We start from the raw sequence: 13201 nt of genomic DNA, 5'->3' as shown, positions 1-13201 counted from the left end.
TGTGTTCCTTCCCCCGGCCATCTCTGTGCCCCCCACACACAACCGGGCGCCCTTTAGCGGGTTCCGGCGCTCAGGTCACCCGGGTGACCTGAGCGCCTGACACGTCAGCGGGTCACGGCACCGTGTAGCCCGCCGTGCGGAACATCTCGTACCACTCGGCGCGCGTCAGCGGCACGTCCGACCCGAGGGCGGCGCCCGCCACCCGCTCCGGGTTGGTGGTGCCGAGCACCACCTGCATCTGCGCCGGGTGGCGCGTGATCCAGGCGGTCGCGATCGCGATGGCCGGCACGTCGTACTTCGTGGCCAGCCGGTCGATCACGGCGTTCAGCTCGGGGTAGTCGGGCGAGCCGAGGAACACGCCGTTGAAGAACCCGGCCTGGAACGGCGACCAGGCCTGCACGGTGATGTCGTGCAGGCGGCAGTAGTCGAGCGTGCCGGAGTCGCGGCTGATCGACTGGTCCAGGCCCTGCATGTTCGCGGCCACGCCCTGCGCCACGAGCGGCGCGTGCGTCACCGAGAGCTGGAGCTGGTTGGCCACGAGCGGCTGCGTCACCGACCTGCGCAGCAGCTCGATCTGGCCCGGCGTGTGGTTCGAGACGCCGAACGCGCGCACCTTGCCCGACGTCGACAGGTCGTCGAACGCCCGCGCCACCTCGTCGGGCTCGACGAGGGCGTCGGGGCGGTGCAGGAGCAGGATGTCGATGTAGTCGGTGCCGAGCGCCTCCAGGGAGCCCTCGACCGACTCGACGAGGTGCTCGTACGAGTAGTCGAAGTACGGTCCCTCGCGCACGATGCCGGCCTTGGTCTGCAGCACGATCTGCTCGCGCTCGGACGACGTGAGCTGCATGGCCTCGGCGAACCGGGTCTCGCAGCCGTGCAGGGCCGAGCCGTAGACGTCGGCGTGGTCGAAGAACGAGATGCCGGCGTCCCGGGCCGTCTTGACCAGGGTGCGCACCTCCTCGTCCGTCTTCTCCTGGATCCGCATGAGGCCCAGGACGACGTTCGGGACGGTGAGGTCCGTGCCGGGCAGGGTGAAGGTCTTCACGGGTTTCTCTCCTGTGGTGGGTGCTAGGGGTGGCTCGGGCCGGCTGAGGCCGGCTCAGGCCGCCGACAGGCGGGCGACCTCGTCGGCGGTGAGCGTCAGCTCGGGCGCCTGGGCCGAGTCACGGATGCTCTCCGGGCGCGACGCCCCGGGGATCGGCACGACGACGGGCGCCAGCGCGAGCTCCCAGGCCAGCGTCACGCGGAACGGGGAGACCCCGTGGGCGTCCGCGATCTCCTGGAAGGCCGAGTACTCGGCTCCCAGCTCGCCCGAGCGGGCCAGCGAGATGCCGCCGAGCGGGCTCCACGGCAGGAACGCGATCCCCAGCTCGGCGCACAGCTCGAGCTCCGGCAGCGAGGACCGGAAGCGCGGCGAGAACTGGTTCTGCACGGAGACGAGGCGGCCGCCGAGGATGTCGTTGGCCTCGCGGATCTGGTCGGGGTTCGCGTTCGAGATGCCCGCCAGCTCGATGACGCCCTCGTCGAGCAGGTCGCGGATCGCGCCCACCGAGTCGCCGTAGGGCACGTCCGGGTCCGGCCGGTGGAACTGGTACAGGCCGATGGCCTCGACGCCGAGGCGCTTGGCCGAGGCCTTGGCGGCCTCCTTGAGGTACTCGGGGCGACCGTCCTTGGTCCAGGAACCGTCCCCGGGCCGCAGGTGCCCGCCCTTGGTGGCGACCAGCACGCCGGAGGTGTCGCCGCCGTAGGACCGGAGGGCCTCGGCGATGAGCTCCTCGTTGTGCCCCACCTCGTCGGCGAACTGGTGGTAGGCGTCGGCGGTGTCGATCAGGGTGACGCCGGCGTCGAGGGCGGCGTGGATCGTGGCGATGGAGCGCTCGCGGTCGGGCCGTCCCTCGATGGACATCGGCATGCCGCCGAGGCCGATCGCAGAGACGGAACGGCCGCCGATGGAACGGAGCTGCATGGTTTCTCCTCGTGTCGCAACGGGTTCGGACCAGAGACTAGGAAGCGATAACCTAGAAGTCCAACAACTCCTCATCATCATTCCCAGAACTGGTGTTTCTTAATGGAACTGCGTCAGATGGAATACCTCGTGGCCCTCGCGGACGAGCGCCAGTTCACCCGGGCCGCCGAGCTCACCGGCGTCTCCCAGTCCGGGCTGTCCGCCGCCATCCGTAACCTCGAGGTCGAGCTGGGCACCAGGCTGTTCACCAGGACCACCCGACGGGTCGAGCCCACCGAGGCGGGCCTGGCGCTGCTGCCCTTCGCCCGCTCCATGCTCTCCTCCGCGACGGAAGCTCGCGATGCGGTGGTCCAGGTCTCGCGTGAGCTCGCGGGCACGCTGCGGGTCGGCTCGGAGCAGTGCCTCGGCGTCGTCGACGTGGCTACGCTGCTCGAACGCTTCCACCGGCGCTACCCGCGCGTGGAGATCGCGTTCCAGCAGGCGGGCTCGCACGAGCTCCTCGCGGGGGTGCGCGACGGCGAGCTGGACGCCGCGTTCGTGGCCACCGCCGACCACTTGGGCGTGCTGCCGCGGACCGTCCTGGGGCAGGAGCCGGTCGTGTTCCTCTGCCCGCCGGACCACCCGCTCGCGGCGCGCGCGGCCGTGGACCGGGCCGACCTGGAAGGCGAGAGCTTCATCGACTTCCACCCGTCCTGGGCGGTGCGCCAGATGAACGACGACGCCTTCGCCGCCCGGGGCGTGCGGCGCCGGGTGCGGTTCACCGTCAACGACGTGCACACGCTGCTCGACCTGGTCGACCGCTGCCTCGGCGTCGCGCTCGTGCCGCGGCACGTCGCGGCCAAGCCCCAGGCCGTCCGCCTGGTCGCCGTCCCGGTCGTGCCGGACGGCGCGGCTGACTGGGTCGTCTCGCTGGTCACGACCCCGGACCGTGCGGACTCCCCGGCCCCGCACCTGACGGAGCTCCTCACCGACCCCGATCGTTGAGTGCTGGATATTCGCCCTCTCGAAACGGTTCGAGAGGGCGAATATCCAGCACTCAACGAGGGGTTAGCAGGTGGTGGTCAGGGAGAGCCAGTCGGCTCGGTCGTTGTAGCCGCCGTCGCCCGCGTCGCCGACGCGGAGCGACAGGTCGCGGACACCTGTCACGTCCAGGTCGAACTCGGTCGCCGTGCCGCGCTCCACCGTGCCGCTGCTCCAGAGGGTCTCCCCGTCGCCGACGACGTCGAACGTCGCCGTGCCGCCCTCCGGGCCGACCGTGCCGACGACGTCGTCGATGCCGACGCTCCCGGTCAGCGCGGTACACGCACCGCCGAGGTAGTACCGGACCTGCGACGGCGTGGCGACGCCGATCCCGGTCCCGTGCACGACGCCGGCCACCGTGAGCGGCGAGCCGCCGCCCACGCTCTGGTCGACCGTGGGCTCCATCCAGCCGCTGCTCGCGCTCACCCACGGGTGCCGCGAGAGCACGACGTCTCCGCCGGACGGCACCGCGGGCGCGACCGTCACGCGCGACGGCGGCGTCGTGACCCGCCCGGAGCCGGACGAGACGGACGCCGCGACGTCGTAGCCGCCGGTCCCCGTCCCGGCCGGGACCGACACGGCGAACGCGACCGTCGCCGAGGCGCCGGGTCGCACCACCCGCGGGGCGGCGCCGAGCGCGCGCGCCGTCCACCCCTCGGGGACCGTGAGCGTGACCCGCGGGTCGCGGACGGGCGTGCTGCCGTCGTTGTGCAGGGTCACCTCGGTGGTCAGCCGGTCACCGGCCGCGGCCAGCAGGTCGGTGGTGGGCGCCACGGTGTCGGCCCCCACGGACGTGAAGGCGGGCGGGGCGGCGACCAGGCGCGGGGCGCCGTCGTGCCGGGTGGGCGTGACCCGCAGCAGCGCGGCGCCGTGCGCCGGCACGGCGGCACGGACGGTGCCCGCGGACTGCGTGCGGGCGTCCGTCCACGTGTCCAGCACGGAGAACGACCGGCCCCGCAGGCCCAGGTCACGGGCGGTGGTCGCGACCTCGGCGGGCCGGTCGCCCCGGTTCAGCAGCACGACGGCGACCGAGCCGTCCGCGAGCGGTCGGGCCCACGTCTCGGTGGTCCCGGCCTCGCCGACGCGGGTGCCCTGGACGACGAGCGGGTCCTGGTCGATCGCCAGCACGTCCTCGTCCAGCAGGATGTCCAGCGACTCCTGGTCCAGCGTGCGCGGGTCGCTGCCGATGAGCAGGGGCGCCGCCGAGACGGCCCACAGGGACATCTGGGTGCGGAACTCCTCGGTGGACATGCCCAGGCCGGGGGCGAGGTAGTCGGGGTCGTTGTAGCGACCCGGCCCGGCGACCTCCGGGTGCCGGGCGTTGGCGTCGAAGTTGCGCAGCACGTCCTTGAACCGGATGTCGCCCACGAACCCGACGTCGGTGTACGTGCGCCACGACTCCGCGATCTCCGGGGCGTACGTCCAGGACCAGGTGGACTGCTGCTCCTCCGGGTAGTCGCCCCAGTCGGGCGACGTGACCGGGTTGCAGAGGTTGAAGATCATCTGGCGCCTGGAGCTGTTGTCCCGCAGCGCCTGCGCGAACTCCGTGAACGCCTCCTGCGGGTCCAGGTCCGCGGCGATACCGCAGAGGAAGTCGACCTTGACCGCGTCGTACCCCCACTCGGCGAAGGTGTCGGCGTCGGTCTGGTAGTACCCGCCGCCGCTGCCGAGGCCGCACGACCCGGGGATGTACGGGCCGGCATCGGTGTAGATCCCCGCGCGCAGGCCGCGGTCGTGGATCGCGTCGGCCAGCGCCGCCATCCCGTCGGGGAACCGCTCGGCGTCGCCCTGGAGCTGTCCGTCCTCGCCGCGCGGGACGTCGGCCTGCCAGCCGCCGTCGAGCCACACGATGTCGTAGCCCGCGTCGGCCAGTCCGGACGAGACCAGGTGGTCGGCCACGTCCAGCACCTCCTCGGCGCCGAAGTCGCCGCCGAGGCCGAAGTAGGTGTTCCAGCCCTGGTAGGGCGTGGGGCTGGGGGACGCCTGGGCGCCGGCGGGTGCGGGGCCGGCGCCGGTCGCGGCCGGCGCCGCCGAGGCGCCCGCCGCCAGGCCCGTGGCGGCCAGGGCTGTCGTGATGAGGGCGGCGCCGGTGCGCGCCGCCCAGGAACGTACGGTGAACATCCAGGTCTCCTGACGTCGTCGTCGGTTCGGCAGGGCGCCGAAGGAGTAACCCGCCCAGCAAAGCGCGCGCCGGCGGCCCGGCGGAATGCAGGGGACGACGCACCTGCCTGGACGATCCGACGCCGCGCTCAGCGCTCGCGGTCGTGGATGCCCCGGCGAAAGTCGGTGGGGCTGCAGGAATGCACGCTCCGGAACTGGCGCGAGAAGTAGAACGGGTCCGGGTAGCCGACCGAGCGCGCGATGTCGGCGACCGGCAGCTCCGTGGTGATCAGCAGCTCGCACGCCCGGGCCATCCGCAGCCGCTTGACGTACTCGACCACGCCGCCGCCGGTCGCGGCCCGGAAGCGTGCGGAGAAGTGCGACGTGCTCAGCCCGAACCGGCGGGCGAGCGCCGCCACCTCGACGACGGCGTCCAGGTGGGTGCGCAGGTACTCCTGCGCGGCCCGGACCGGTTCGCCGCGCACCGGGCTGCCCGCGGCGGCGTCGGCCCCGATCTGGGCGAGCACCGACCACGCGGCGCCCGCGCAGCGCAGCAGGCTGGGGTAGGTCTCGTCGGTCTCCAGCGCGTCGACCACGCGTTCCAGGTCGGCGACGACGCGGACCAGGTCGTGCACCTCGACCACGGCGACGTCGTCCGGCCCCGCGTGCCCGGCCAGGTGCCGCTCGAACTCGGCGGCGTCGTCGCCCCGGACGTGCATCCACCAGATCGTCCATGGGTCGTCGTCGTCCGCCCAGTACTCGTGGGGCACGCCCGCGGGGATGACCAGCGCCTGAGCAGCGCCGATACGGTGCAGGCCGCCGGGCGTGCGGCACCAGCCGCGCCCGGCCGAGGACACGATGACGATGGTCCCGACGGCGCCCTGCCGGCGTACCCGCCCGTGGTTCGTGGCGTGCGGAAAATAGCCCGCGTCCGTGACCAGCAGGCGCGAGGTGGGGCCCGCCTTCGACGTCGCGCGGACCACGGTGGTCGGCAGCACGCGCAGGCGCTGCCCGGGGAAGCCGTCACGGATTCGCACCCCTGGAGGGTAGCGCCGTCCGCCCGCCCGCGTCAGCCGGTCGCCCAGCGCCCGGAATCGTCGGATCGTCCAGGCAAGTGCATCGATACGTCGCTTCCCGGGGCACCCGGGAGGTTCGTAGCGTCGGACCCATGCTCGATGTGGAGTCCGTGCTCGACCTTCCCGCCCGGCCCGACGACCTGGCCGGCCGGGCCGTGGCCGCCTGGGCGGCGCCGCTCACCCTGACCACCTACGAACCCCTGCCGCCCGACCGGTTCCCGGCCTACCTGGACCGGCGCGTCTACCAGGGGTCGTCCGGCCGCGTGTACCCCCTGCCGTTCCACCACCAGATCGCCGACGAGCCCCACCCGCGCGACTGGCAGGCGGTGCACCTGGAGAACGAGTGGCTGCGGGTCGTGGTGCTGCCGGAGCTGGGCGGGCGCATCCACGTGGCCCGCGAGCGCGGCAGCGGCCGGGACTTCTTCTGGACCAACCCGGTGATCAAGCCGGCGCTGGTGGGCCTGGCCGGACCGTGGGTGGCGGGCGGCGTGGAGCTCAACTGGCCGCAGCACCACCGCCCGGCCACCTACCTGCCGGTGGACGTCGAGATCGAGGAGGAGCCGGACGGCGCCGTCGTGGTCTGGTGCTCCGACCACGACCCGTTCACCCGGATGAAGGGCATGCACGGCGTGCGGCTGCGCCCCGACAGCGCGGTGCTGGAGCTGACGGTGCGGCTGTACAACCGCAGCGAGCTGCCGCAGTCGTTCCTGTGGTGGGCCAACGTGGCGGCCAAGGTGGACGACCACTACCAGTCCTTCTTCCCGCACGACGTGACCTACGTGGCCGACCACGCGCGGCGCGCGATCACCGCGTTCCCGCACGCCGACCGCCCCTACTACGGCGTCGACTACCCGGCGCTCGCGGACCGGGGCGGCGACCGCCTCGACTGGTACCGCAACATCCCGGTGCCCACGTCGTACATGTGCCTCGCGAGCGACGAGGAGTTCTTCGGCGGGTACGACCACGCGGCGCGGCTCGGGTTCGTGCACGTCGCCGACCGTGCCCTGTCGCCCGGCAAGAAGCAGTGGACCTGGGGCAACGCCCCGTTCGGCCACGCCTGGGACGCCAACCTGGCCGACGACGGCTCGCACTACGTGGAGCTCATGGCCGGCGTGTTCACCGACAACCAGCCCGACTTCGCCTACCTGGCCCCGGGCGAGACCAAGGTCTTCTCCCAGTTCTGGTACCCGTTCCGGGACGTGGGCCCGGTGGACCGGGCGACGCTGGACGCGGCGGTGCGGCTGGAGCGGTCGGGCTCCGGGGACGACGGCGCGGGCCCGACGACGGCGCGCGTCGGCGTCGTCGTACCGCGCCCCCTGGACGATGTGACGGTCGAGCTGTCGGCCGACGGCGCGGTGCTGACCACCGACGTCGTCGCCGCGGACCCGACCCGCCCGGCCCTGCTGACGCACGCCGTCCCCGCCGGAGCGGGCCCCCTCACGGTCACGGTGACCCACGGGGACCGCGTCCTGGTCACGTGGACGGAGGCCCCGGCCGCCGATCCCCGCAACGAGCCCGAGCCCGACCCCGCCGAGGAGCCGCCCGCGCCCGACGAGGTCGGCACCGTCGAGGAGCTGGCCCTCATCGCGGCGCACCTGGACCTGTACCGGCACGCCACGCGCTCGCCCGAGCCGTACTGGCGCGCGGCGCTGGACCGGGACCCGGGGCACGTGGACAGCCTGGTGGGCCTGGCCCGGCGCGCCTATGTGGCGGGCGGCGCGGAGCAGGCGCGCGACCACCTGGAGCGCGCCGTCGAGCGGCTGACCCGACTGCACCGCAGCCCCCGCGACACCACGGCGGTCTACCTGCTCGGCCTGGTCCGCGAGGAGCTGGGCGACGACACGGGCGCCTACGACGCCTACGCGCAGGCCGCGTGGTCGCGGGCGTGGCGCGCCCCCGCGGGCTACCGGATGGCGCGGCTCGACGCGCGGGCCGGACGCTACGCGAGCGCCCTGGCCCGGCTCGACGACGTGCGCCGCACCGAGCCGGACCACCTGCAGGCGCTCGCGCTGACCGTGGTGTGCCACGGGCGGCTGCGCCGGCACGCCGACGCCGCGGCCACCCTCACCGCCGCCCGCGCTCTCGACCCGCTCGACGCCTGGCTGCGCCACCTGGACGGGCAGCCCGCGAGCGGCGACGCCCAGACCCTGCTCGACGTCGCGATCGAGCTCACGGGGGTGGGGGAGCACGACGCCGCCCTCGCCTGCCTGGACGAGGCCGAGGCGCGTGAGGACCACCGGGCGGCCGGGCAGACCGCCGTCCGGCCGCTGCTCGCCTACCACCGCGCGCACGTGCTGCGCCTGGCCGGCCGCGCCGACGAGGCCGCCGCCGAGCGGGCCCGGGCCCGCGGTCTGGACGCCACGTGGTGCTTCCCGGGCCGGCTCGCGGACGCCGCCGTGCTGCGCGAGGCGGCCGACGCCGACCCGGGCGACGCCCGCTCCCGGTCGCTGCTGGGCCACTGGACCTACGCCGCCGGACGCCGCGCGGACGCCCTGGCCCTGTGGCGGGCGGCCGTCGCCCTCGACCCGTCCGACGCCGTGGCCTGGCGCAACATCGGCCTGGCCGCCGTCAACCACGAGCGCGACCTGGCCGCCGCGGCCGACGCCTACGGGCGGGCGTGCGCCGTCGCGCCGGACGACGCCCGGCTGCGGTACGAGCGCGACCAGCTCGCCGCGCTGACGGGCGAGACCCCGGCGGCCCGCCTCGCCCTGCTGCTGGGTGATGACCATGCACCGTCGAGCCTGGACCGCGACGACCTCGCCGTCGAGGCGCTGCACCTCATGGTCACCGAGGGCCGGGCCGCCGAGGCCCAGGCGATCCTCGGCGGCCGCCGCCTGCACCCCTGGGAGGGCGGCGAGGGCCAGGCGCTCCTGGCCTGGGACCGCGCGCACACCCACCGCGCGCTGGACGCGCTCGCGGAGGGGAGGGCCGCGGACGCCGTCGGCCACGTGCGGGCCGCTCTCGCACCGCCGCCGACCCTGGGGGAGGCCCGCCACCCCCTGGCCAGCACGGCGAACCTGCACCTGCTCCTGGGCGACGCGCTCGCGGCGGCCGGCGACGGAACAGGCGCAGACGACGCCTGGCGCACCGCCGCCGCCCAGCGCGGCGACTTCGTGGAGATGAGCACGCAGGAGCACGGTGAGCAGACCTTCTGGACGGTCCTCGCCCTGCGTCGTACGGGCGACCGCCTTGGCGCCGACGAGCTGACGGCGTCGCTGCGCGCCTACCGCGACACGTACGCCGTCGAGGTGCCGCGCGTGGACTACTTCGCCACCTCGCTGCCGGACCTGCTGCTGTTCGAGGAGGACCCGCTGCGGGCGCGCGACCGGCGCGTGCTCGTCCTGGACGCGCAGCTCGCCCTCCTGGCCGGCGACACCGCCACGGCGGAGGCCCTGCTGCGCCGCCCGGAGCTGGCGGCGTCGCGGCACGCGGCCGACCTGCGGCACGCCGTCGCGCGCCGCGGCGACACGCTGCTGCACGCCACCGCCGACCCGAAGGAGCACTCGGCATGACCACCCCGCTCACGACCCCGGACCGCCCGCGCGTGGTGACCCTGTGGGACTTCACCTGGTACACGCGCACCGGCCCCGGCGAGCCGTTCGAGGACCTGGACCGGGCGTTCGCGGAGGCGCGGGAGCGCGGCTACGACACCATCCGGATCTGCGCCATGCCGTTCCTGCTGTTCCGGTCGGGCCTGGACACGTCCGCGCTGGGCCTGGGACCGCTCGGCGGCGAGTTCGGGCAGCGCACGCGCTGGTACGACGTGCGCCGCGAGACGACGATCGACGCCCGGGCGCACCTGCTGGAGCTGTTCCGCGCGGCCGATCGGCACGGAGTCGGCGTCATCGCGTCGTCGTGGGAGTACCAGCAGTCGCCGTCGTTCGCCGCGACGCCGGACTGGTACGAGGCGCTGCACGCGGTCGATCCCGAGGAGCGGGCGGAGGTGCTGGCCGACGCCCACGCGGACCTCGTGGACCTGCTGGAGGCGGAGGGCCTGGCCCACCGCCTGCTGCTCACCGAGCTCCACAACGAGGTGCAGATCGGCTACCTCGCCGACGGTCTGGGCGTGGGCCGCGGCGACGACGCCGTCCGCGCGCTGACGCCCCGGCTGGAGCGCGGCATCGCCAGGTTCCGCGAGCGGCACCCCGGCCGGCCGGTCACCGTGAACTACGCGGGTGTGCCCGTCGGCGCGCTGACCGCCCTGCCCGCCGACCTCGACGCCCTCGTGGTGCACCCGTACGTGTACGGCGTGCTGCAGGAGCTGGTGGACACGTTCGGGCTGCGCGGCCCGGTCGAGGCGTTCGACGAGGAGAGGGCCCGCGAGCTGCTGCGCCCCGACGCGCCCGGCCTGGCCGCCTGGACGGTGCCGCCGGGCCAGGAGTGGCGCACGCGGGCCACGATCATGTCCCTGCCCGAGCTGTACGTGCACGACTGGTGCGACCCGCAGGCGTGGGACCGCTGGCTGTACGACCGGTGGGGCACGCACCGCCTGGCGATGCTCCAGAAGCTGACCCTGTGGCTGGAGGTGGCGGCGGACGTCGCCGCGAGCCGCGGCATCCCGCTGATCCTCGGCGAGGGCTACGTGGGCTACACCCCGCTGCACGGCCGGTTCGAGGAGGACCCGGTCGGGGCGGAGGTCTGCCGGCACGCGCTGCGGGAGGCGCGCCGGCTCGGCGCCTGGGGCGCCGTCGTCTGCTCGAATGCCGCACCACAGCACCCGATGTGGTCCGATGTCGCGCTGCAGCGGGAGTGTGCGGCGATCCTTTCGGGCGCGGACCTACCCGCGCCCGTGATCTGAGCGGTACCAGGTGCGCCAACGAGGGCGCACGGAGGAGGAACAAGGATGTCCAAGCGAACGATCACGCGCCGCGAGCTGCTCGCGGGCGGTATGACACTGGGTGCGGCGAGCCTGCTGGCCGCGTGCGTGGGGACGACGCCGGGCGGCGGCGGGGGCGGCGGTGCGAGCACCGGCGCGATCACCCTGCAGAACTCGATCCAGGACGCCGACCCGAAGGCCGCCCTGGAGGCACTGGTCAAGGCGTTCCCCGACGGTGAGGTCACGCTGAACTCGGTGGCCACCGAGCAGTTCCGGGCCCAGCTCACCAACTACCTGCGCTCCGGCGACTCGCCCGAGGTGCTGAGCTGGTACGCCGGGTCCGTGGCCCGGTCCTACGCCGAGGAGGGGCTGCTGCTCGACGTGTCGTCCCTGTGGCAGGGCGACGGCCCGTGCGCCGGCTACTCCGACGCGCTGCGCGCCCTGTCCAGCGACGCGTCGGGCAAGCAGATCTTCGTGCCCACGAGCTACTACTGGTGGGGCGTCTTCTACAAGAAGTCGGCGTTCGAGAAGTGGGGCGTCGAGGCCCCGACGTCGTGGGACGAGTTCCACGCGCTGTGCGAGAACCTCAGCGGCCAGGGCATCGTGCCGCTCACCAACGGCCTGTCGTCCACGCCGTGGATGGCGTCCGGCTGGTTCGACTACCTCAACCTGCGGGTCAACGGGGCGCAGTACCACCGCGAGCTGCTGGCGGGCGAGCACGCCTTCAACGACCCCGAGGTCGTGGCCGTCATGGAGGAGTACAAGCGGCTGATCCCCTACTTCGACAAGAACGCGGCCTCCTACACCGCCCAGGACGCCGCGACCCCCGTGGCGCAGGACAAGTCGGCGATGTACCTCAGCGGCACGTTCGTCACCACGTACTTCCCCGAGGACCAGCGCGACGACATCGACTTCTTCTCCGTGCCGGTCATCAACGACTCCGTGCCCACGGCGGAGGAGGCACCGACCGACGGGTTCTTCGCGTCCGCCAACAGCGACAACCACGAGGGCGCCCTCGACCTGCTGGCCTACCTCGCCTCGACGACGTCGCAGCAGCAGTTCATCGAGCAGTCGAAGTCGGCCAACCTGCCCACCTCGCCCGACGTCGACACGTCGTCCTTCAGCCCGCTGGTGCAGAAGGGCATCGAGCTGCTGAACACGACCGAGGAGATCACGCAGTTCTTCAACCGCGACTCCTCGGACGCCCTCCAGGCCACCGCCGACACCGCCCTGACCAAGTTCCTCGCCGACCCGGGCTCCATGAAGAAGACCCTCGACGAGTGGCAGAAGGCGGCCGAGGGGGTCTTCGCGTCGTGAGCGCCCAGCCGTCCACCACGCCGACCCGCCGCCGGAACCGGTTCGCGCGCGTCCCGCTGCTCGTCTGGGTGTTCCTGCTGGTCCCGTTCGTGGTCGAGCTGTTCTGGGTGTTCTGGCCGGCGGCCAACTCGTTCTCGCTCGCCCTGACCCGCTGGGACGGGATCGGCCTGGCCGAGCCCGTGGGCCTGCAGAACTTCCGCGACCTGGCCGCCGACCCGATCTTCCTGACCGCCCTGCGCAACAACGTGATCTGGGTGCTCGGGTTCGGCGGGCTGTCCGTGGTGGGCGGCCTGGTGCTCGCGGTCACCCTGAACAAGCCCGGCCCCCTGGTCGGGCTGTACCGCAGCGCCATCTACCTGCCCATGGTCGTCTCGCTCGCCGTCAGCGGCCTCTTCTGGCGCGTCATGTACGCGCCGGAGGGGCCCATCAACGGCACGCTCGGCCTGCTCGGGCTGGAGTCCCTGGAGCGCCAGTGGCTCGCCGACCCCGCCGTCGCGCTCTGGGCCGTGCTCATCGCCGCCGTCTGGCGCCAGGTCGGCTACATCATGGTGCTCTACCTGGCCGGCCTCAAGGGCACCGACGGCACGCTGGAGGAGGCCGCCGCCGTGGACGGCGCCAACGCCTGGCAGCGGTTCTGGCGCATCGTCATGCCGCAGCTGCGCGGCGTGAACACCGTCGTCTTCGCCGTGACCGTCATCGACTCGCTGCGCACCTTCGACATCGTCTGGGCGATGACCCGCGGCGGCCCCTACAACGAGACCCAGCTGCTGAGCACCTACATGTTCCAGCAGGCCTTCACCACGGGGAACCTCGGCTACGCCTCGGCCATCGCCGTGGTCATCTTCGCCCTGGCGATCGGCTTCATCATCACCTACCTCGCCCGCCAGGCCCGGACGGAGGACTGAC

9 protein-coding genes are annotated in these 13201 nt (G+C 73.4%); 5 read left to right on the top strand and 4 right to left on the bottom strand.

Annotation, left to right across the window (positions count from 1 at the left end; translation table 11 throughout):
- Window positions 1–112: 112 nt before the first annotated feature.
- Together AB0I29_RS03450 and AB0I29_RS03445 are read right to left on the bottom strand one after the other, a co-directional pair.
- On the bottom strand, window positions 113–1045 hold the full coding sequence (locus AB0I29_RS03450; RefSeq protein WP_285103759.1) for an aldo/keto reductase: 933 nt from the start codon (window positions 1043–1045) through the stop codon (window positions 113–115).
- Between the two features lie 54 nt (window positions 1046–1099).
- Window positions 1100–1966 (bottom strand): aldo/keto reductase, encoded by an 867-nt coding sequence (locus tag AB0I29_RS03445; RefSeq protein WP_357478071.1) that lies wholly within the window; start codon window positions 1964–1966, stop codon window positions 1100–1102.
- 117 nt (window positions 1967–2083) lie between these two features.
- Here AB0I29_RS03445 and AB0I29_RS03440 point away from each other — a divergent pair, with 117 nt between their 5' ends.
- The gene (locus tag AB0I29_RS03440) at window positions 2084–2950 is read left to right on the top strand and encodes a LysR family transcriptional regulator (protein ID WP_357478068.1); all 867 of its coding nucleotides are present in this window, start codon (window positions 2084–2086) and stop codon (window positions 2948–2950) included.
- 63 nt (window positions 2951–3013) lie between these two features.
- On the opposite strand, the gene AB0I29_RS03435 is transcribed toward AB0I29_RS03440, so the two are convergent.
- Together AB0I29_RS03435 and AB0I29_RS03430 are read right to left on the bottom strand one after the other, a co-directional pair.
- Window positions 3014–5107, bottom strand: a complete 2094-nt coding sequence (locus AB0I29_RS03435) for an NPCBM/NEW2 domain-containing protein (protein WP_357478065.1) — start codon at window positions 5105–5107, stop codon at window positions 3014–3016.
- A 128-nt stretch (window positions 5108–5235) separates the two neighbouring features.
- The gene (locus AB0I29_RS03430; RefSeq protein ID WP_285103767.1) at window positions 5236–6123 is read right to left on the bottom strand and encodes an AraC family transcriptional regulator; all 888 of its coding nucleotides are present in this window, start codon (window positions 6121–6123) and stop codon (window positions 5236–5238) included.
- A gap of 131 nt (window positions 6124–6254) precedes the next feature.
- On the opposite strand from AB0I29_RS03430, the gene AB0I29_RS03425 reads away from it, so the two are divergent.
- Genes AB0I29_RS03425 through AB0I29_RS03410 form a run of 4 tightly spaced genes read left to right on the top strand, consistent with a single transcriptional unit; the run spans window position 6255 to window position 13200 of the window.
- Window positions 6255–9674, top strand: a complete 3420-nt coding sequence (locus AB0I29_RS03425; protein ID WP_357478062.1) for a DUF5107 domain-containing protein — start codon at window positions 6255–6257, stop codon at window positions 9672–9674.
- A complete protein-coding gene (locus AB0I29_RS03420; RefSeq protein ID WP_357478059.1) occupies window positions 9671–10960 on the top strand; it encodes a cellulase-like family protein in 1290 nt (429 codons plus the stop codon). The genes AB0I29_RS03425 and AB0I29_RS03420 overlap by 4 nt, the downstream gene beginning before the upstream one ends.
- 45 nt (window positions 10961–11005) lie before the next feature.
- Window positions 11006–12295: an ABC transporter substrate-binding protein gene (locus tag AB0I29_RS03415; protein WP_285103771.1), complete on the top strand. Its 1290-nt coding sequence runs from the start codon at window positions 11006–11008 to the stop codon at window positions 12293–12295.
- Window positions 12292–13200, top strand: coding sequence for a sugar ABC transporter permease (locus AB0I29_RS03410; protein WP_285103772.1), 909 nt, complete (start codon window positions 12292–12294; stop codon window positions 13198–13200). Before AB0I29_RS03415 ends, AB0I29_RS03410 begins: the two co-directional genes overlap by 4 nt.
- Window position 13201: the final 1 nt, after the last annotated feature.

It is taken from the genome of Promicromonospora sp. NPDC050262, from assembly GCF_040655935.1.
Classification (GTDB): Bacteria; Actinomycetota; Actinomycetes; order Actinomycetales; family Cellulomonadaceae; genus Promicromonospora.
This window is presented reverse-complemented; position numbering and strand designations above follow the sequence as displayed.

Excerpts from the sequence above, each read along its gene's own strand:
- AB0I29_RS03445 (WP_357478071.1), bottom strand. The coding sequence starts at position 1,966 with ATGCAGCTCCGTTCCATCGGCGGCCGTTCCGTCTCTGCGATCGGCCTC.
- AB0I29_RS03440 (WP_357478068.1), top strand. The coding sequence starts at position 2,084 with ATGGAATACCTCGTGGCCCTCGCGGACGAGCGCCAGTTCACCCGGGCC.
- AB0I29_RS03435 (WP_357478065.1), bottom strand. The coding sequence starts at position 5,107 with ATGTTCACCGTACGTTCCTGGGCGGCGCGCACCGGCGCCGCCCTCATC.
- AB0I29_RS03425 (WP_357478062.1), top strand. The coding sequence starts at position 6,255 with ATGCTCGATGTGGAGTCCGTGCTCGACCTTCCCGCCCGGCCCGACGAC.
- AB0I29_RS03420 (WP_357478059.1), top strand. The coding sequence starts at position 9,671 with ATGACCACCCCGCTCACGACCCCGGACCGCCCGCGCGTGGTGACCCTG.
- AB0I29_RS03415 (WP_285103771.1), top strand. The coding sequence starts at position 11,006 with ATGTCCAAGCGAACGATCACGCGCCGCGAGCTGCTCGCGGGCGGTATG.